Origin of the sequence: Enterococcus sp. AZ103 (assembly GCF_051714685.1) — a bacterium.
GTDB lineage: Bacteria > Bacillota > Bacilli > Lactobacillales > Enterococcaceae > Enterococcus_A > Enterococcus_A alishanensis.
Map to the genome: position 1 here is coordinate 1,467,836 of NZ_JBIOSI010000001.1, position 19,841 is coordinate 1,487,676.

The following is a 19,841-nucleotide window of genomic DNA, read 5'->3' on the forward strand; positions in this document are numbered from 1 at the left end:
ATGGAAACAATAGCTGTAAGAAAAACTGATTGGATTTTACCAATTATTTTGATTAATTACTTTATGATTTTGCTGGATAATTCAATCGTTTTTACCGGTTCCGTACGGATTGCCGCAGATTTAAATCTAAATGCGATTCAACTAACTTGGGTAAGTAATGCGTATGCGTTAACTTTTGGCGGACTCCTACTTTTTGGTGGTCGTGCTGGAGATATTTTTGGACGTCGCCGGGTGTTTATATTAGGTATGGTAATCTTTGCTATTGGTTCCTTGTTTGTAGGTACGGCAACTTCAGCAACACATATTATTGTCGCTCGTTTCTTTCAAGGAGTAGGCTCAGCAATTTTAGCACCCTCGACTTTGGCGCTAATTTTAGATAATTATAAAGATAAGAGCAGAGTCAAAGCGATTGCTCTATACGGAGCTACTGCTGGAGTGGGTGCTAGTATTGGTTTAGTTTTAGGCGGCTTTTTTGCTAGTGTCTTTAGTTGGCGCGATGGTTTTTTCATCAACATTCCGATTGCAATTTTGTTAATCCTTGCAACACTTAAATTTATTGGTGCTAGCCAAAAAGTGAAAGCTAAAATGGATATAATTGGTAGTCTTTTATCCATTTTAGGTATGTCAGCTTTGATTTATGGTATTTCAGCAGAAAATTTTCAAGTGCCAATCATTATTGGTGCAATCATGGTTTTAGGAATATTTATTTTAGTTGAACGAAAAATTTCTACACCGTTAATTCCATTGTCTTTGTTTCATGACAAGCGTCACTCTGGCGCTTATCTTGCACGGTTTTTATTTACTGGTGCCAGCTTCACCTACTGGTTTGTAACGCCTCAACTATTACAGACACACTTTGGTTTTTCGCCTTTAGTTACTGGCTTTGCATTTTTTCCTTTAACGATAGCGGTATTTATTTTTTCTTATCAAACAGCTCGTTTGACAGAAAAATATGGAAATACAAAAGTTTTGATAACTGGATTAGCTATCTCTATTGTTGGTTACGCTCTGACAGTTATCTTAAATACTGGAGAAAGTTATTTTATTGGAATTGCAATTCCGATGATTGTAATTGGGATAGGACAAGGATTGACCTTAAGTCCACTCACTTCTTTAGGTGTTGTAGATACAACAGAAGGGGAAGCTGGTTCTGCATCAGGTTTGGTCAATACGATACATCAAATGGGTGGATCAGTAGGGTTGGCGCTAATTACAGCGTTAGCCAGTCATATTTCTGGAAATCTTGCAACGTATCATTTTGAAGTTATTTTGAGTACTATCATTTTGGTCATAGCGCTAGTAGTAACATTGGTAGTCATTTATCCTGTTGATTCAAAAAGCAATTAGAATAAATTTTAGATGATATAAGAAGGAAGAATCAATAAAAGGTTTGTACAAGAAAACTACGCTCTTAACTCAGGGAAGCATCGTATTTTAGATTCAGTCCTTTCTTGTTCTGCTATCATAACAAGTATCTGGATGATTAAAGCTTTGATGAAACGATCTAAAAGCGGATTACCAATTGCTTCTGCCATAAATGTATCTTCTTTTCAAATAAAGTTTAATGCTTTAAAAAAAAATCGGACGCTGCTCAATTGCGGTGTCCGATTTTTTTTAAAAATTTTTTTTGGGACAAATTTTAATCGATTGTTGAAACTCTCGCATATGTAACTTCAAAATATACCTTTTAAAGTGTTTTTTATACACTGAAAAATAGTTATTCCAATATATTTCTAGTGTCTATTTTAGATGTGCTTTAAATGAACGATAATTAAATATATGAAAGGAGATAAAATTATGATAAAGGACAAATATTTTGGGGATTTTCAAAATAAAAAAGATGTTAATACTATTTAAAATTATTCCAACATATCTAGAGTATTGAAAATTAATCATCTAAATGAAATAGCAGGAGAACTAGTTGATATCTAAAGAGAACTATTAATTATTCGGATAAATTTTGTAGCTAGTGCAATTTAACAGTTGAAATAATGCAATATGGCGCTAAAAGTGACAAGAACACATAGTTATAAAAAATTAAAATAACAGTCACTTGTCTTCTATAACAGATAGCAAGTGACTGCCGTATTTTTTATCTAGTATTATCACTAATCATGAACTGCACCACTGTGTCCCCAGTTAGACAAGGCACTTTAGTCATGATTAATGCCTCTAATTTCATCTAGTTTTGCAGCATACTGCTGAGCAATTACTGTTACCTTGGAAAAATCACCTTCAGCCGCTGGGGCCAGCAAATTACCACCGACACCGACAGCTACTACTCCAGATTCAAACCAGATAGCCATATTTTCTAGACTTACTCCGCCTGTTGGCATCAAATTAATGTGTGGTAGGGGTGCTTTAACTGCTGAAACGATACTTGGGCCATAAGCACTTCCTGGGAATAGCTTAATAATATCCACACCGCTCTTTAAAGCCGTTTGCATTTCAGTAACGGTCATGCAATCTGGTAAATAAGGAATCTGGTACAGGTTGCAAAGTTCAGCCGTTTCAGCATTGAAGCTAGGGCTGACAATAAATTCCGCCCCAGCCATAATAGCCAAGCGTGCGGTCACTGCATCCAAAACAGTTCCTGCTCCGATTACGACATCTTGTCTCCGATACGCATCGGTCAATTCCTGAATAGCCAACTGAGCGTTCGGGATCGTGAAGGTAACTTCGATTCCGATTACTCCGCCTTCAATGATGGCTTGACTAGCTTTGATTGCTTCAGTGTGATCTTTGCCGCGAATAACGGCGATGACACCGGCTTTTTCTAAACGTGCTAAAATTTCTACTCGTTTCATTTAAATGTCTCCAGTCTATTAGTTAAGAACAGCCCGCTCTAGTAATGTTCCTGCTGAATGTTGCCCTTCTAGATCACGCATACCTGAAAATGACAGGACACGATCCATATTAGTAATAACCACAATAACCATGGTTTCTTTACCTTGATTGCGAATATAAGCTAAATCCATTTGTGCCAGTTTGGTTTCGATCGAGACTTGATCGCCTTCTTTAACAAACACTTCAAAGCCTTGTCCGTTTAAAGCCACCGTGTCAATTCCCATGTGAACTAGCACTTCTACACCATTACTGGTTTTAATACCAATCGCATGCTTAGATGGGAAAACCGTTGTTACAGTACCAGCTACTGGTGAGAACACAGCACCATCCGTTGAGTTAATGGCAAACCCTTCACCCATCAATTTTGTTGAGAAAACTTCATCTGGTACATCTTCTAATGGAACATAGTCTCCTTTTGAAACCGCATGTAAATCAACTTCATTGGTTAATTCAGTATCTTCATCCATTTCTTTTGGCACTAGCATGTAGGTTAAAACAAAGGATAGAACCAAGGCAATGATGATGCCTAATACGGCAAAGATAAAGTACTGCCCAATGTAAGCTGGTAAACTGAAAATACTTGATAAAATGTAGCCATAAATCCGAACCCCGAAGAAGCTGATAAAGGCTGATGCAACTGAGCTTCCGATCGTAGCAGCGATAAAGGCTTTTTTGTATTTAGACAAAATACCGAATAATGCTGGCTCGGTAATTCCTAAAATACCTGATACAGCCGAAGATAAAACAATTGATTTTTCTTCTTTGGTTTTTACTTTAGTGTAAATTGCTGCTGTAGCACCAGTGATGGCCATGTTTGCCATAAACATCATAGGCATTAACATGTCATAGCCTTGATTAGCAAAGTTCTGCAACGCAATTGGTGTCATCGCATGGTGCAAACCAGTGAAGATCGCAATTGGACGAATCGCACCTACGACAACACCGGCTAAAACTGGTGAAATGGTAAATAGTCCAGCCACACCAGTAGCCAATAGGTTTCCTAGATGGATACTGATTGGCCCGATAATTGTTAAAGTAACTAACCCGGCGACAAACAACGAAATTGTTGGAGTAAATACCGTTCGTAAAACTTGCGGTAAGACTTTATCTACCCAGCGATAAATGTAACTCAAAGCTAAGACCGCGAATATAATCGGAATGACTGTTCCTGCATAGTTAAAAACTGGAACCGGCACTAGGCCGAACAATTGGAACGCTGAAACATTTCCTTCAGCTACTGCATTAGTCATAGTCGGAAACTGTAATGTAGCCGCAATAGCAATCGCCAAATATTGGTTCGTTTTGAAAATACGGGCAGCAGAAGCGGCAACGAAAAATGGCAAGAATGTAAATACACCGCTGGCAATCATATCAATCACTAAATAAGTATCGGTTTGGTTAGAGATGACATTTAAAGCCACTAAACCAGCCATCAATCCTTTGATCATTCCGGCTCCAGCAATCGCAGGTACGATTGGTCCGAACACCCCAGATACAGTATCCATAAATAAGGAAACGGCACCTTTTTTCTCAGTGCTTCCCTGTTGGCTGCTTTCATCTAAGTCCAATTCTTTAGCAAGTGGCGCAAAATAATCAGCTACATCAGTTCCGATAACGACCTGTAATTGATCGCTTTGATATTTAGTACCTACTACTTTGGGAATCTTATCTAAAGACGCGTAATCGACTTTCTTTTCATCCTTTAGATTAAAGCGTAAGCGGGTCATGCAATGCCATGCATTGTTAATGTTGTCTGCTCCGCCGACATCTTTGATAATTTGTTTTGCAATATCTTCATGTTTCATTTTTTGGTATCCCTCCTTAGTTCATACGGAACAAGTAATTCAGGCTTGGACCAGTCAGTTTCGCCTGCATCACGTGATTCCGCTTTCACATCCACATATTAGCATGATATCTTAAGCTTGTAAAACCAGTCCTTTTCACTTATTTTCAATAATAAACAGCTTTAAATAAGCGTTTTTTAATAAATTGAATATAAATTGGACTGGTTTTATATCAAAAAAATAGTGTTTTTCAGACCAAATTGACACTGTCAGTGTATCCGTGTTTCAATGAGTGTGGAAATGATTTGTATTACAAAATTGGAGTGAATAGAATGACACCAACGATTATTACTGACATAAAAAGTTTTGCGATTAAGCCTGATCGCCACAACCTATTAGTTGTTAAAGTTGAAACCAATAAAGGGGTATCCGGTCTGGGTTGCGGCACGTTCCAGTTTCGCCCATTAGCTGTTCAAACAGTGGTTGAAGAGTACTTGAAACCACTGTTAATCGGACGTGATGCTAACCAAATCGAAGATATCTGGCAAGTAATGAACGTAAATTCTTACTGGCGTAACGGGCCCATCACCAACAATGCGATCTCTGGTGTAGACATGGCTCTGTGGGATATCAAAGGTAAATTGGCAGATATGCCCTTGTATCAGCTATTAGGTGGAAAAGCTCGTACAGCAATTCCAGCTTATACTCATGCAGTTGCTGATAATTTAGACGACCTTTATGGAGAGATTGATAAATTCTTAGCAGAAGGTTATCGTTATATCCGTTGTCAGTTAGGTTTCTACGGAGGCAACCCTGAGAATCTGCAAACACCCGAACATCCGATGAAAGGTTCTTATTTCGACCAAATGGATTATATGCAAACAACCTTAAAAATGTTTAAAGCGATCAAGGAAAAATATAACAACCAATTTCAAATGTTGCATGACGTGCATGAACGCTTGCATCCGAATCAAGCGATTCAATTTGCAAAAGCTACTGAACCATACAATTTATTCTTTTTAGAGGATATTTTGCCACCAAACCAAAACGAATGGCTGGCGCAATTACGCAACCAATCAGCAACACCGATTGCGACAGGCGAGCTGTTTAACAACCCGATGGAATGGAAGGAACTTGTGCGTAACCGTCAAATCGATTTTATGCGGGCTCATGTTTCTCAAATCGGCGGGATTACACCAGCCTTGAAGCTGGCTCACTTCTGTGAAGCGATGGGTGTGCGAATTGCTTGGCATACCCCCTCCGATATTAGTCCAGTGGGACTGGCAGTGAATACTCATTTGAACATTCATCTGCACAATGCAGCAATTCAAGAAAACATTGATATTCCTGAAAATACACCCAGCCTGTTTGGTAATATTCCAGCACCTGAAAAAGGCTTTTTCTATCCAATTGAGCAAAGCGGAATCGGTGTGACTTTTAATGAAGAATTAGCCGGACAATATCCAGTAGTTTATCGTCCACATGAATGGACCCAAAGCCGGACACCAGACGGAACCATTGTAACGCCATAATAAAAAACCTCACGGGACCTCAAGTAAATCCTTGAAGTTCGTGAGGTTTTAGTCTATTCTTGAACGATGAATCTCCCGATCAAAGGGTCTTATATAAGTCACCGAATAATCAATTGCAATAATACTACTGTATTCGTAGACCTGACCATTCTCCAAGATGGCTCGATTGGTAATTTGCATTGCTGGCGTGCCCCGTTTGCATAATAGCAAGTTGGATTGTTCCTTATTGGTAGTAATCGGATCATAGCTGGTGATGTAGTGAGAAATGCGGTAACCCTGCTTTTCGACATAGTTTTGAATCGAATGCTCCACGACCTCCCGAGATAAATCCGGAAACATTGAAACCGGCAATTTAGAAATTTCCAGCTGCTCAATCTTATAGTTCACAATCCGAATTCGTTCAAAGGACCAAACTTCCTCCTGTTCACCAATCTGGAAAATTTTCTGTTCCTCCAGAGTTGCTGATGCTCTCTTCAAATCAATCATTTTAGAATCAATGCGATCATAAGGTGTTCGAGTCAAAGAATTGAAAATCAGCGGATTCTTCACCCACTTCTCATGAACGAAAATTCCCGAACCTTGAACTACCCGAACAATCCCAATTTCCTCCAGATTCTTGATCGACTGTTGAATTGTGAAGCGCGATACCCCATAAATCCGTGCCAACTCCCGCTGATTCGGCAGTTTACCGTTTCTAAATTCTTCTTGATATATTTTACTAAGCAAATCTTGCACAATGAATTCGCGTTTTTTCATAAAGAAACTCCTTTGAATCGTTTAATACTATTACTATACATGGAATTCTGAGAAAAGTTAATAAGTATATGACTTACGTTAAACGAACGAAACTGCAGCATGTTCTGTCTGGTGGGACACCGAGTTTTTGATTGCTGAATTCCACAGCCAATAGACTGCCCACTCAGCTAATGTAATGCTCGTTTTGTGCGATTATTCGAAATTTCTGATCGACCATCAGAAGGAATTATAGTAAATGAATCCAAAGCTACTTTTTTAAAAAAACTCCTTAGTTTTCCAAAAAATACAACTTAGTAATTAAATAAATTCAGAGTTGCTTTTTGGTAATTATTTAATTAAACAAATTAATATAAAAAAAATAATCTTAAAATAGCTCTTGTTTTAATAAGACAAGAGCTATTTTTATACATTTTATCCATTGGAATTTATGCGAAATAATTTAAAAGTGATAACAAAAAAAGTGAATCCTTTGAAGTAGAGGGTCTGCTTATATCTTCTACTAGTTTAATGTTTTTAAATAGAAATATAAAAAAAACTTTACTTTTCCTCTGTTAACGGTTACAATTCACTTGTACTTGCTTGTACACTCTAGTTCTATGTTGTACACACAGTTATATGCTTGTACACAAGCTAGTGATACAAGACGATTGAAGGAGGTGTTTAAGATGATTATTAATAGAGATGTTTCAAAACCAGTTTATCTTCAAGTAGCAGATTACCTACGAAATAATATTTACTCTGAGGAATGGGGAAAGGGGGAACAAATACCGTCAGAGAATCAAATAATGAAACAACTAGAAATAAGCAGAGGAACTGTAAAGAAAGCAGTAAGTTTGCTGGTTAAAGAAGGTCTACTTTATCAAATCCAAGGTAAAGGAACGTATGTTGCAGAGGATAATATTTCATATTCTTTGGGTAAAGGATTACTTTCATTTGCGGAATCGTTAGAAGGCCAAGAATTGAATTTTGAGACACAGGTTATCACCTCTGAATTTCGAAGTGCTACAAAAGAGATTGCTTCAAGGCTAAATTTAAATGTTGGCGATGAGTACCTGTACATGAAACGAATTCGATCGGTTGAAGGCGAGAAAGTAATGCTGATTGAAAATAGAATTAACAGTAAATTCTTTCCAAATATTCAAACCCATGATTTTAACAAAGAAAGTTTGTTTACTGTAATGGAGAAAATCAGTGGTAAAAAGATCGCTTATTCTGAAAGTAGATATGCCGCAAGAGTTGTTGGAGAGAAAAGAGGAAAAGAATTAGAAGTATCTTCCGATGCGCCAGTTCTCCATTTAGAACAGCTAGTGTATTTAGAAGGAGGGATACCTATAGAATTCGGTAATGTATGGCTAAAAGCTAATAAATACTACCTTGGAACAGTACTTCAAAGGGAGGAAATTTAGAAATGCCATTAGTAAATGGATTTACATTATTAGACATTATTAAGGAAAGAAAAGTAGTTGCAGGAGCTTTCAATACCACTAACTTAGAAACAACAGTTGGGATTTTGAAAGCTATTGAAGAGAGCGGTATTCCGACCTTTATTCAAGTAGCACCAACAAACATTACTTTGGCTGGCTATGATTACATTGTAGATATGGTTTCTCGTTACGCTAAAAACATGGATACACCAGTTGCCTTACATTTAGATCATGGGAAAAGTTTTGAGGATGTAAAAAAAGCGACACGTGCTGGTTTTACATCCGTAATGATTGATGGCGCTGCTTTTGATTTTGAGGAAAACATTGCTTTTACTAAGAAGGCTGTTGATTTTGCTAAAGGTTATGGGATTCCTGTCGAAGCAGAATTAGGCGCTATTTTAGGTAAAGAAGATGATCATGTTAGTGAAGCAGATTCTAAGACAAATCCAGAACAAGTCAGAGAATTTGTAGAGCGAACCGGTTGTGATATTTTAGCTATTTCTGTAGGAAATGTTCATGGATTAGAGGATGAGCCTAAAATAGACTTTGAACTTTTGAAAGAAATTAATGAAGTATCGCCAGTTCCCCTAGTAATCCATGGAGGTTCAGGAATTCCAGATGAACATATTCAAAAAATGGTAGAGTTTAATGTAGCGAAAATTAATATTGCTAGTGACTTGAGACAAAGTTTTATCAGAAGTGTCGGACAAGCATATGAAGAAAATAATAATGAAGCAAACCTAATTAAAGTTTTGCAAAATGCTGAAGATAAGGTGTTTGAAACAGTTTATTCAAAAATTCTTAGTATGAATGCTGTCACAATGGAGGTTTAATAATGAGTGATTCATTAACAAATATGAAAAATATTTTTGTTGGTGTGGATGTAGTTGATTTTCCAGAGTTGATCAATCTAATTGCGCAACCTCTGATTGAAGATCAAGATGTTGTATCTGAATTTCCTATGCAAGTAATTAAACGAGAAGAGAGTTTCCCAACAGGATTACCAACAGAACCGATAGGAGTGGCTATCCCTCATACCGATGCAAAGTATGTTAATAATAACCGCGTAACAATTGCCACATTAAAAAATCCAATAAAAATGGACATTATGGGTGGTATGGATGATGAAAAAATTGATGTTTCAATTGTCTTTTTGTTGGCTTTAGGACAATCGAATAAGCAATTAAATATCCTACAAAAATTAATGAGTATTCTGCCTGATGCTGAACTATTAGAAAACATTAAAAAGGGTAATCAGAAAGAGATTTATCGAATTGCAAAAGAAGAAATCGGACTTTAGGAGGAAAATATAATGGCTAAAAATTTATTATTTGTATGTGCGACTGGAATTGCAACTTCAACAGCGGTAACGGAAAAAGTGTTGGAATTTTTAAAAGAAAAAGAAATGACTGATATAAACTATTCACAAACAAATGTAGCATCTGTTCAAGCAAACTCAGAGGATGCGGATTTAATTGTATCAACAACTAAGATTCCTTATGAATTAGACACACCAGTTATTAACGGTTTAGCTTTAATCACAGGAATCAATGAGGAAAAAGTCTTAAATGCAATTTATGATCAATTAAAAGGAGAATAATATGTCTAATATTTCGCAAACTTTATACGATGTTGTTCAATATATTTTAGGATTTGGACCTACTGTAATGTTACCTTTAGTATTATTTATACTTGCGTTGGTATTTAAAATCAAACCTGCAAAAGCACTAAGAGCTTCTCTGACTGTAGGTATTGGATTTGTCGGAATTTATGCAATTTTTGATATTTTAACTAATAATGTTGGACCTGCTGCGCAAGCAATGGTAGAACAGACAGGAATTAACCTTCCAGTAGTTGACTTAGGTTGGCCGCCTTTATCAGCAATTACTTGGGGTTCTCCAATTGCACCATTTGTAATCCCGTTGACCATGGTAATCAATATTGCTATGTTAGCTCTTAACCAAACAAAAACAGTTGATGTAGACATGTGGAATTATTGGCATTTTGCGCTAGCAGGTACACTAGTATATTATAGCACAGGAAGTTTTTGGTTGGGAATATTAGCATCCGCTGTTATTGCTATTATTGTTTTGAAGGTGGCAGACTGGGCAGCACCTATGGGAGAGAAATATTTCGGTTTAGAAGGTATGTCTTTTCCTACTGTTTCAGCAATTACCTTTTTCCCAATCGGTTTAATCGGAAATAAAATTATTGATATGATTCCTGGAATTAGAAAAATCGATATTAATCCAGTAAGTATTCAAAAACGTTTTGGTATTTTTGGAGAACCAATGATGGTTGGAACGATTTTAGGAATTCTTTTAGGGATTGCTGCAAGATACGATCTAAAAGGTATCTTAACGATGGGTATCAGTATTGGTGCGGTAATGTTTATTTTACCTCGGATGGTTCGAATCTTAATGGAAGGTCTGTTACCAATTTCTGAGGCAATCAAAAAATTCTTGAATAATCGTTATCCAGATCGTGATGATTTATATATTGGATTAGATATCGCAGTTGCTGTTGGAAATCCAGCGATTATTTCAACGGCTTTATTATTAACACCAATTGCGGTTATCTTAGCTTTTGTTTTACCCGGAAATACAGTTTTACCTTTAGGTGATTTGGCTAACTTAGCTGTAATGGCCTCGATGGTTGTCCTATCTACTAAAGGAAATGTATTTAGAGCTGTATTGATTGCAATTCCAATTATGATTGGTGATTTATACATTGCTTCAGCGATTGCACCATTTATTACGGGAATGGCAAAAGATGTTAACTTTAGTTTTCCAGAAGGATCTAGTGGCTTAGTTTCAAGCTTCCTAGATGGCGGTAATCCGTTAAGGTATTGGTTACTTGAAATCTTCAACGGGAATATGATTGCGTTAATTTTAATTCCAATTATTGGTATTGCAGTATTTTGGTTGTACAAAGCAACTTATAAACAAACCCATTTAATTGATGATACTGCTACAACAGAGAGGGAGTCATTAAATGGCTAAGAATCTTTCCGTGACGATTGACATCGGAACGACCAATTCTAAAGTCTCTCTTTTTGAAATATCCACTGGAAAGCTTGTATCACGTAAAAGTTTTCAAACAGAAAAACAAGTTGATTCATTTGGTGATTTATTTGATATAAAAGATATTTGGTCACAGTTAGTAAATATCTTACAAGATTTTGTTTCTAAATATATTGGAAAAATCGATTCCATAAATATTTCTAGCGTAGGAGAAGCTGGTGTTCTGATAGATTCTAATGGTGAGATTGTTACTCCAATGATTGCATGGTATGACCGACGAGCTTTCGAGTACATTAATCGATTAACGGATGATCAAAAATTACGAATTTATGAAATTACAGGTCTTCCTGCGCATTCAAATTACAGTGTTCCAAAAATAAAATGGTTAGTGGATCATTTAAAGCTATCGAAGCAAAAAAAATATACTTGGTTGAATGTTCCAGATTTGTTAGCTTATTTTTTAACGAACCAGATTAAAACCGAATTCTCTATGGCAAGTAGAACTATGGGATTTGATTTAAATAAGCGTACTTGGTCTGAGGAAGTTTTGGAAATTTTTGATTTAGAAAATATGATTGAATTTCCTGAAGTGATTAACTCAGGTGACATTGTCGGCTATACTTCTTCTGATAGTGTACAAGAATTAGGAAATGAAAAAATTTCTGTCAGAATTGCTGGACATGACCATATGGTAGGCGCTTTAGGCATTGATTTAAAGTCAGGTGATCTACTTAATTCTACTGGAACAACTGAAGGGCTTTTGTTGATTAATAATTATCCTTTTCTAAATAAAAAAAATTTTGAGGAATCTCTGTCTAATGGGATATTTACCAACTCTCAGTATTACACACTATTTTCATCGATGCCGACTGGGGGTAATGCTTTTGAGTGGTATCAGAATTTTTTCAATATTAGCCAAAATGAGTTTGAAAAGGACTGTAATGGGATCTATCAACAATATTTGGATAATGAGATTGAATTAGACGATCCAGTTATTCTGATTCCTCATTTGAACGGTTCCGGTGCACCATTTAAAAATGGTAAATCTAGAGGACTGATGTATGGAATTAGTTTAAGCACTCGTCGAGAAGATGTTCTGCTAGGTATTTTTTTAGGTCTATGTTTAGAAATGAAATACGTAGCAAATTGTTTCCCAATGGAACATGTGAACAAAATTATTGCAATTGGACCCGTTGTTAAAAATCCATTATGGGTACAATTAAAAGCAGACGCACTTAATAAAGATATTGAAGTTGTAAATATGGAAGAGTCTGTATCCTTTGGGGCACTAAAAGCAGCGTATCCTACTTTTGACTATGAGATCAACTATAGAAAAGTTAAGCCAATTCAACAACATGTTACTTCATTCGATCAAATGCTGGATAAATATTCTTATCTATATGAATCAAAGCAAGTGTTAATTGATAATAAATAAAAGACAAGTAGTAATGGCATTAATACTTTAAAAAAGCAGCAATCACGCATTTCTTTCGACTAGGTCAATTGAATTTTTACAATTGATTTTACTGAAAGATGCATGATTGCTGCTTCTTTGTAGAATGGTTGATATGCTGATTTTTATATTTTATTTGTTTTAAATAGATTAATGTCTACTCACTTTTTATATTTATTTTAGATTATAGCTGTTGAGCTAAATAAATTAAAAAAATTGCCTTTAAATCTAAAAGGTACAGGATACCTTAGTATGATCAAGAAATTAAAAAAATTAACCGTCTCCAGATTTTTGGAATATTGTTTAGAATGCATTTCATAAGAATCTTTGACAATTAGTTATTTTTATTAATTCTTGATTTTTATTGAAACGCTATAAAATTCAGTCAGTTTTGCTTCTTTGTCGTATGAATGGATTAGTTTTATTGCGTATTTATTCACAAAAAGCATTTTTTTGTAGATTGTTCTAGCTTTTTCTTGTTATAATTAGAAAAAATGAAAAGAGGATGAGTATTTGGCACAAATTATTTTCTACATTCTAATTATTTGGATGCTTTTTCAAGCGGTAATTTTATTGCAGGATGTCTTTAAACACCGAAAAGATTTGGGTGATAGTAGCTGGCTAATTAACGGGGTAATTGGTTTTATTGCTGATTTTGCTGATACATTAGGAATTGGCAGCTTTGCTTTAACTACCTTGATGTTAAATGCTACCAAACAGTTGAAAGACGATCGATTGTTACCCGGTATCTTAAATGTCGGACACGCAATTCCTGTAATTACTGAAGCAATTATCTTTGTGACTGTTATCAAAGTCGACGTAATTACCTTAGTTTCTTTAGTTTTAGCAGCAATTATCGGATCATTTTTGGGCTCTAAACTAGTACCAAAACTATCTGAAAAAAGTATCCGTAAATGGATTGGCTGGGCTCTAGTGGTAACAGCAATCTTAATGTTTTTGCGACAAACAAATATGATTGCCTTGCTAGGCGAAGGCAATACCGCCACCTCACTAACGGGAACTAAACTAGTTATTGGCATCATTGGAAATTTTATTTTTGGGGCGTTAATGACTTTTGGTGTTGGACTATACGCACCGTGTATGGCAATGGTTTATATGTTAGGCATGACTCCTTTAGCGGCATTTCCCATTATGATGTGTTCTTGCGCAGGCTTACAACCTGTAGCCAGTTTTAATTTTATTCGCGAAAAAGCTTACGATCGTAAAATCAGCTTAGCTATTACTATCGGAGGTATTCCTGGCGTTATTATTGCTTCACAATTTTTGATAAATCTAGATATTTCTGTTATTTCCTATCTAGTTATCCTTGTGATTATTTACACAGGTATTCAATATATCATTAAGGGTATGTCTAAAAATGGAAATAAATAAAAATTCTTCCCTCTATACATGATATACCAATCGCTAAAGAGTTTTTTTATGACCAGATTAAATAATCACTGAAAAAAATGGCTTAGAAGATCATATCACAAATTGTATCTCTTTCTTTTTGATGGCTCAATCTTATGTGGCTTTGGGATAATTTACATATTATCTTAGCTACATTTTTTAATATACATTATGACAAATTTTCTTTGCCGTAGTCATCAAACCAGTTTCCAAATGATGTGTATGTCACTGCCCATTACCACATAACTGTCATCACTAGTCTTTTTTTTAATTATTACTTTACAATCCACCTTATGAAGTTGGTTGATATGTTATATTTGTAGGTAAATACAATATAAAATAAGGAGAAAGTATTCATGAAGGTTAAAAAATTTTTAAAAGAATGGATTCCAAGCATACTTTTTGTAGTTATATTCGTCATTCTTTTTAATTTTTTTGTAGGGAGTGCAAAAATTGTTGGGGATTCTATGGATCCTACTCTCGCAAATGGCGAACGAGTGTTGGTGTCTAAAAAATCTACCATAAAAAGATTTGATATTGTAATTGCAAAAGAACCAGGAGATGTATCAACTACAATAGTAAAAAGAGTAATCGGATTACCTGGTGATAAAGTTTCTATGAAAAATGACACTCTCCGTGTTAATAATAAAGTTATTGAGGAGGACTACCTAGATAAGTATAAGAAACTTTTTGAGAATAATGAATTAGATACAGTGGAGCAAAACTCTTTTTCACAGCTTATTGAAAATCAACCTAATTTTACAAGCACATTCGAAACAGTTGTTCCTGATAATGAATATCTTCTTTTAGGCGACAACAGAATTATTTCTAAAGATTCCAGAGCATTTGGTTGTGTCTCTGAAAATTTAATAGAAGGCAAATGCATTCTAGTATTTTGGCCTTTTTCAAACTTTCAGATGTTAAGTCTTAATTTACCACTTAAATTTACATTTTAAGTGCAACACAAAAATGACTCATAACTGAAATCCAGATAAAATAGGTCTATCGAGAACACTATTAGGAGGAAACGGTTAGGAATCACTATAATCATTTAAACTAGAAGAATGAAGTATTGTATTTGGTTTGATAATTCAAGCGGGAAATAAAAATACTCCTAACTAAGACAAAATTAATCTTAGCCAGGAGTATTTTTTGTACGAAAATGAAATCAATTATTTTTTCAGATCGGTTTGTCCTTCTTGAATTTCTCGGCTTAAGAAATAGGAAATCACTGTTCGAATGATTACGATTAGGCCTAAGCGGAAAATATCTTGGAAAGTTGGATTAATAATTGAGTCAATAATATCCGCCACAATCAATAATTCTAAACTTAATAAGACGTAGCTACCTAGAAATGCTTTGATTAGACGATTTTGTTGGATGACATCCAAACGATCGAATTTTCGAGTTAATAAATGGGTGAAAAAATCTTTTGATGCTACGACAGCACCGATAATTAAGATCAAGATGGAAACGATATTTAATAGCGAAGAAATCAATTCAAAAATGGGAAAAATAAATGCATCTAATTGCTGATGTAAATCGGCCATAACTGTCACTCCTTATTTTTATATTTTACCATAATCAATAGAATAGTTTTAAGATGACGTCAGAGAAATGTCTTTTCAGAAAAAATCATGTATAATGGATAGGAATATGCACAAACCGAACTGTTACGGGGTTTGAGAAAGCTATTGTAGATAAATAAAATATGAGAGGTGGACTGTTTTGAGTACAGTAAAAATTATTCCTTTCAGTGGCGTACGGGAAAATGGTAAAAACATGTACGTTGTGGAAGTGGATGAAGATATTTTTGTGTTGGATTGCGGCCTGAAATATCCAGAAAATGAATTGTTAGGAATTGACGTAGTGATTCCTGATTTTACCTATTTAGTTGATAATGCCGATCGCGTTGCGGGGGTCTTTTTGACTCACGGACATGCGGATGCCATCGGTGCTTTACCTTATTTGGTTTCCCAAATCAATGTGCCTGTTTTTGGAACGGCGCTAACGATTGAATTAGCCAAATTAAGTGTCAAAGACAACGATGAAAGTAAAAATTTTAAAGATTTCCACGTGATTGATGAGCATGCTGAAATTGATTTTGGTAAAGCCGTGATTAGTTTCTTTAGAACGACTCATACGATTCCGGATTCTGTCGGTATTAGTTTGAAAACGGACGAAGGTCATGTTGTTTATACGGGTGATTTTAAATTTGATCCGACAGCAATTCCTATGTATGCCACAAACTATAAACGTTTGGCAGAAATTGGTGGTGAAGGGGTTTTAGCCTTATTAAGTTCTTCATCAAATGCTGAAAATCCGTTACAAGTGGCTTCAGAATTAGAAATTGCTGGAGAAGTCTTTGATACCATCAATGACTGGGACGGCCGAATTATTGTGGCTTCCGTAGCAAGTAATCTGCAACGGGTCCAACAAGTGTTAAATGCAGCTGAAAAGTCTGGTCGAAAAGTAGTTTTAACTGGACAAGATTTCGAGCGGGTAATCCGAACAGCGATGCAATTAGGCAAGTTAGAAGTTCCAGAGGATATCATCATTACCTTAAAAGAAATGAAAAAATACCAACCTGATGAGCTGTTGATCTTAGAAACTGGTCGAATGGGTGAGCCAATTAAATCGCTTCAAAAGATGGCGAATGGCTCTCATCGTAATTTGCACATTACTAAAGGTGACTTGGTATATATCGTGACGACACCAACGATTGCGATGGAAACAACAGTAGCCAAGACTGAAGACATGATTTATCGTGCCGGTGGGATTGTAAAAAGCATTTCTGAAAATCTACGGGTTTCGGGTCATGCCAACCCACGTGATTTACAGTTAATGATTGAATTTATGTCACCAAAATTTTTCATTCCGGTTCAAGGAGAGTATCGTCAATTGGCGGCTCACGCTGATTTGGCTCATGAACTTGGAATGGGCTATAAAAATATTTTTATTACCGGTCGTGGAGATGTGCTGGAATATAAAAATAATCACATGAGTGCTTCTGGTAGCGTACCTGCTGATAATGTCATGATTGATGGTATTGGTGTGGGCGACATCGGTAATATCGTTTTACGAGACCGGAAAGTCTTGTCAGAAGATGGTATTTTTGTGGTAGTAGTAACAATTGATCGCAAAGGAAAAAGAATTGTTTCGGCACCACAGATTACTTCGCGAGGTTTTGTATATGTCAAAGCCAGTCGTGATTTGTTGAAGGAAAGTGGCGAAATGACGAGTGAAATCGTTGAAAAGCACTTGCATTCTGATGATTTTGAATGGAGTAAGCTAAAAACAGAGATTCGCGATACGTTAAGTCGTTATTTGTTTGATCAAACTAAACGCCGTCCAGTTGTTTTACCAGTAATTATGGAAGCAACACAACGTAGAAAACGTAAAAAATAAAACAGAAAACCGCTAAAGAGTCAGCTATAAAGGCCGATTCTTTAGCGGTTTTTTTTAATATACGAAAAAGCCAACAACACCGGCTAGACAAAGCAATAAAATCGGGTGAATTTCAAAGCGTTTTAATAAAAACCAAGAGCCAATAAAAATAATGACTGCGCGAATGTCCAACATGGAAAGTCCAGTGATTTGTGAAAATTCTGAAGTAGTGAAAAACGTCAATAAAATAATGGTTAAAGCTGCAGAGGCAATTAAACCTGCTGACGAAGCTTTTAAGCCTTGTAAAATAGTTGATACGACTTTAGATTCTTGATGACTTTGAAAGAAATTAAATAGTAGTAACGAAATAATAACCCCAGCGATAACGGCGCCAATCGTTGCTACCAACGCTCCACTGACCCCAGCGACTTGCATCCCAACAAAGGTAGAAGTATTAATCGCTAAAGGTCCAGGAGTCATTTGCGAAATGGTAATGACATCGGTAAAGACTTTTTGGGTGAGCCAGCCTTGTTGCTCGACGACTTCAGCTTGAATCAACGGAATAATTGCATAGCCGCCACCGAAACTAAATAAACCAATCTTAAAAAAGCGCCAAAATAATTCTAATAACATTTATCTAGCCTCCCGTTTAAGATTTAGTAACATTAAAATACTAGCAACAACTAAAATTAAAACAACATTGACTTGTAAAATCGCATTGGCAATAAAACTACCAACCAAAATAATCAGCAATAAACTTTTTTTCTCCAAACGAATGACTTTCATCATGTCCACCACGACTTCAAGGATTAATGCCGCAACAGCAGCCTGCATACCTAATAAAACTGCTTGAACGATTTTATTAGCGGCAAAAGCGACATAAAATTGTGAAATGACACCGATAATGACTAAAGGTGGAATAATTCCACAAATAAAAGCAATCCAAAAACCTATTTTACCGTAGGCTTTTTTTCCGGCTAACACACATAAATTTAAAGCAATTGCCCCAGGGGAAGACTGAGCAATCGCCGCCATTTCTAATAAATCATCTTCTGTGAAGAAGCGCCCCACATAGTATTTGCGAATCATTGGAACCACTACATAGCCGCCACCAAAAGTGAAAGTACTGATCACTAAATTAATCCGAATCAGCCATAAAATTTCTTGATATTTTTTCATTCTATCTACTCCTGTACGCTTTTTTACAAAATACCTGATCATTTCATTTTACTGGTATTTTTAGGGAGTGTGAAATGATAATATAAGGGTGTAGACATGAATTTGAATCATGGGAAGGAGAGTTTTTTTGAATTTTAATCAATGCGTGATTTTTTATCATGTGTGTCGTGAGTTGAACTTTACTAAAGCTGCCAAGAAATTATTTATCACCCAGTCGGCAGTTTCTCATGCCATGAAAGAATTAGAGAATGAAGCTGGTTATCCTTTAATTGAACGTTTGCATAGGGGAGTTAAGATCACACCAGCGGGTTTGGAATTTTATCATTCAGTTATCCCTTTAATAGAAGATTTTAATAAGTTAAATCAGCAACTGCCACGTTTAGCTAAAAAAGTTCCTGTGAAAATCGCTGCTTGTATGACCTTTGCGGAAAATGACTTAGCTACTTTTATTCAGGGTTTAAGTCAGCAAGGTATTTTGACGGAAGTCCAAATTGCTAAAGCTGATGAAGTCCTCTCATTACTGGAAAATGGTGAGGCAGATTTAATCTTTTTAGAAGGACCAGCTCCATCAGGCACTTTTTTACAAAAGGAAATCAAAAGTTATTCGTTAGGTTTTTTTACCAATCAAGCCGTCGCACAAAAATTGCCAGCTAAAATGAAATTAGCCAATATACTGCAGGAAAATTTATTGGTACGGGAACGGGGAAGTGCTGTACGAGAGTTATTGGAAGCAGCTTTAGTGTTGAACCATTTGGCGTTACATCCTAGCTGGCAAAGTAATGACTCGGCTGGTTTAATAGCAGCTGCGAAAGCTGGCTTAGGGATTGCTTTTTTGCCGAAAGTTTTAGTAGAGACGAGCGATTTAGTAGAAATAAAGGTCACTGACTTAGCATTGGAAAATCCCGTGATTGCCTTGATGCGAAAAACAGCAGAAAATTCACCAGTTTATCAAGTTTGGAAAAATTTATAAGTGGTTGACGAAAGTAAGTGAAAAACGTAACATCATATAGAGAACGCTTACTTAATTTGGAAATTAAAGGAGTTAG

18 protein-coding genes and 1 pseudogene are annotated in these 19,841 nt (G+C 35.9%); 12 read left to right on the forward strand and 7 right to left on the reverse strand.

What is annotated here, in order from left to right; genetic code table 11:
* Positions 1–1,347, forward strand: a complete 1,347-nt coding sequence (locus tag ID741_RS07450; protein WP_438719583.1) for an MFS transporter — start codon at positions 1–3, stop codon at positions 1,345–1,347.
* An 80-nt stretch (positions 1,348–1,427) separates the two neighbouring features.
* Here the strand turns inward: ID741_RS07450 and ID741_RS07455 are convergent.
* The 3 genes and pseudogenes from ID741_RS07455 to ID741_RS07465 all read right to left on the reverse strand — a co-directional run.
* Positions 1,428–1,535: pseudogene (locus ID741_RS07455) on the reverse strand (recombinase family protein); the annotation flags it as partial.
* Between the two features lie 618 nt (positions 1,536–2,153).
* Entirely contained in the window at positions 2,154–2,807 is a 654-nt protein-coding gene (locus ID741_RS07460) for a bifunctional 2-keto-4-hydroxyglutarate aldolase/2-keto-3-deoxy-6-phosphogluconate aldolase (RefSeq protein WP_438719584.1), read from the reverse strand.
* Between the two features lie 18 nt (positions 2,808–2,825).
* Positions 2,826–4,652, reverse strand: coding sequence for a glucose PTS transporter subunit IIA (locus ID741_RS07465; RefSeq protein WP_218326928.1), 1,827 nt, complete (start codon positions 4,650–4,652; stop codon positions 2,826–2,828).
* 311 nt (positions 4,653–4,963) lie between these two features.
* On the opposite strand from ID741_RS07465, the gene ID741_RS07470 reads away from it, so the two are divergent.
* Positions 4,964–6,163: an enolase C-terminal domain-like protein gene (locus ID741_RS07470; protein ID WP_438719585.1), complete on the forward strand. Its 1,200-nt coding sequence runs from the start codon at positions 4,964–4,966 to the stop codon at positions 6,161–6,163.
* A 48-nt stretch (positions 6,164–6,211) separates the two neighbouring features.
* Here the strand turns inward: ID741_RS07470 and ID741_RS07475 are convergent, their stop codons facing one another.
* Complete coding sequence (locus tag ID741_RS07475; RefSeq protein ID WP_218326926.1) at positions 6,212–6,919, reverse strand: GntR family transcriptional regulator; 708 nt, start codon at positions 6,917–6,919, stop codon at positions 6,212–6,214.
* A gap of 665 nt (positions 6,920–7,584) precedes the next feature.
* Here ID741_RS07475 and ID741_RS07480 point away from each other — a divergent pair.
* The 8 genes from ID741_RS07480 (at position 7,585) to lepB (ending at position 15,185) form a co-directional block, all read left to right on the forward strand.
* Positions 7,585–8,325, forward strand: coding sequence for a GntR family transcriptional regulator (locus ID741_RS07480; protein WP_218326925.1), 741 nt, complete (start codon positions 7,585–7,587; stop codon positions 8,323–8,325).
* A 2-nt stretch (positions 8,326–8,327) separates the two neighbouring features.
* Complete coding sequence (locus tag ID741_RS07485; RefSeq protein WP_218326924.1) at positions 8,328–9,176, forward strand: class II aldolase; 849 nt, start codon at positions 8,328–8,330, stop codon at positions 9,174–9,176.
* A 2-nt stretch (positions 9,177–9,178) separates the two neighbouring features.
* The gene (locus ID741_RS07490) at positions 9,179–9,643 is read left to right on the forward strand and encodes a PTS sugar transporter subunit IIA (protein ID WP_218326923.1); all 465 of its coding nucleotides are present in this window, start codon (positions 9,179–9,181) and stop codon (positions 9,641–9,643) included.
* A 12-nt stretch (positions 9,644–9,655) separates the two neighbouring features.
* Positions 9,656–9,943 carry a PTS sugar transporter subunit IIB gene (locus ID741_RS07495; RefSeq protein WP_218326922.1) on the forward strand — a complete coding sequence of 96 codons (288 nt, stop codon included), beginning with the start codon at positions 9,656–9,658 and terminating at the stop codon, positions 9,941–9,943.
* 1 nt (position 9,944) lies between these two features.
* A complete protein-coding gene (locus ID741_RS07500) occupies positions 9,945–11,345 on the forward strand; it encodes a PTS galactitol transporter subunit IIC (RefSeq protein ID WP_218326921.1) in 1,401 nt (466 codons plus the stop codon).
* Positions 11,338–12,801, forward strand: a complete 1,464-nt coding sequence (locus ID741_RS07505; RefSeq protein WP_438719586.1) for an FGGY-family carbohydrate kinase — start codon at positions 11,338–11,340, stop codon at positions 12,799–12,801. The genes ID741_RS07500 and ID741_RS07505 overlap by 8 nt, the downstream gene beginning before the upstream one ends.
* A 531-nt stretch (positions 12,802–13,332) precedes the next feature.
* On the forward strand, positions 13,333–14,211 hold the full coding sequence (locus ID741_RS07510; protein WP_438719587.1) for a sulfite exporter TauE/SafE family protein: 879 nt from the start codon (positions 13,333–13,335) through the stop codon (positions 14,209–14,211).
* Between the two features lie 374 nt (positions 14,212–14,585).
* A complete protein-coding gene (lepB, locus tag ID741_RS07515; RefSeq protein ID WP_438719588.1) occupies positions 14,586–15,185 on the forward strand; it encodes a signal peptidase I in 600 nt (199 codons plus the stop codon).
* A gap of 216 nt (positions 15,186–15,401) precedes the next feature.
* Here lepB and ID741_RS07520 read toward each other — a convergent pair whose 3' ends face one another.
* Positions 15,402–15,779 (reverse strand): DUF1622 domain-containing protein, encoded by a 378-nt coding sequence (locus ID741_RS07520; protein ID WP_218326917.1) that lies wholly within the window; start codon positions 15,777–15,779, stop codon positions 15,402–15,404.
* A gap of 178 nt (positions 15,780–15,957) precedes the next feature.
* Here ID741_RS07520 and ID741_RS07525 point away from each other — a divergent pair, with 178 nt between their 5' ends.
* On the forward strand, positions 15,958–17,637 hold the full coding sequence (locus tag ID741_RS07525) for a ribonuclease J (RefSeq protein WP_218326916.1): 1,680 nt from the start codon (positions 15,958–15,960) through the stop codon (positions 17,635–17,637).
* A gap of 54 nt (positions 17,638–17,691) precedes the next feature.
* Here ID741_RS07525 and ID741_RS07530 read toward each other — a convergent pair whose 3' ends face one another.
* Positions 17,692–18,249 carry a chromate transporter gene (locus ID741_RS07530; RefSeq protein ID WP_438719589.1) on the reverse strand — a complete coding sequence of 186 codons (558 nt, stop codon included), beginning with the start codon at positions 18,247–18,249 and terminating at the stop codon, positions 17,692–17,694.
* Entirely contained in the window at positions 18,250–18,795 is a 546-nt protein-coding gene (locus tag ID741_RS07535; RefSeq protein WP_438719590.1) for a chromate transporter, read from the reverse strand.
* Between the two features lie 127 nt (positions 18,796–18,922).
* Here ID741_RS07535 and ID741_RS07540 point away from each other — a divergent pair, with 127 nt between their 5' ends.
* Positions 18,923–19,765 (forward strand): LysR family transcriptional regulator, encoded by an 843-nt coding sequence (locus ID741_RS07540; RefSeq protein WP_438719591.1) that lies wholly within the window; start codon positions 18,923–18,925, stop codon positions 19,763–19,765.
* Positions 19,766–19,841: the final 76 nt, after the last annotated feature.

Coding starts and splice junctions, on each gene's coding strand:
- ID741_RS07450 (WP_438719583.1), top strand. CDS start 1: ATGGAAACAATAGCTGTAAGAAAAACTGATTGGATTTTACCAATTATT.
- ID741_RS07460 (WP_438719584.1), bottom strand. CDS start 2,807: ATGAAACGAGTAGAAATTTTAGCACGTTTAGAAAAAGCCGGTGTCATC.
- ID741_RS07465 (WP_218326928.1), bottom strand. CDS start 4,652: ATGAAACATGAAGATATTGCAAAACAAATTATCAAAGATGTCGGCGGA.
- ID741_RS07470 (WP_438719585.1), top strand. CDS start 4,964: ATGACACCAACGATTATTACTGACATAAAAAGTTTTGCGATTAAGCCT.
- ID741_RS07475 (WP_218326926.1), bottom strand. CDS start 6,919: ATGAAAAAACGCGAATTCATTGTGCAAGATTTGCTTAGTAAAATATAT.
- ID741_RS07480 (WP_218326925.1), top strand. CDS start 7,585: ATGATTATTAATAGAGATGTTTCAAAACCAGTTTATCTTCAAGTAGCA.
- ID741_RS07485 (WP_218326924.1), top strand. CDS start 8,328: ATGCCATTAGTAAATGGATTTACATTATTAGACATTATTAAGGAAAGA.
- ID741_RS07490 (WP_218326923.1), top strand. CDS start 9,179: ATGAGTGATTCATTAACAAATATGAAAAATATTTTTGTTGGTGTGGAT.
- ID741_RS07495 (WP_218326922.1), top strand. CDS start 9,656: ATGGCTAAAAATTTATTATTTGTATGTGCGACTGGAATTGCAACTTCA.
- ID741_RS07500 (WP_218326921.1), top strand. CDS start 9,945: ATGTCTAATATTTCGCAAACTTTATACGATGTTGTTCAATATATTTTA.
- ID741_RS07505 (WP_438719586.1), top strand. CDS start 11,338: ATGGCTAAGAATCTTTCCGTGACGATTGACATCGGAACGACCAATTCT.
- lepB (WP_438719588.1), top strand. CDS start 14,586: ATGAAGGTTAAAAAATTTTTAAAAGAATGGATTCCAAGCATACTTTTT.
- ID741_RS07520 (WP_218326917.1), bottom strand. CDS start 15,779: ATGGCCGATTTACATCAGCAATTAGATGCATTTATTTTTCCCATTTTT.
- ID741_RS07530 (WP_438719589.1), bottom strand. CDS start 18,249: ATGTTATTAGAATTATTTTGGCGCTTTTTTAAGATTGGTTTATTTAGT.
- ID741_RS07535 (WP_438719590.1), bottom strand. CDS start 18,795: ATGAAAAAATATCAAGAAATTTTATGGCTGATTCGGATTAATTTAGTG.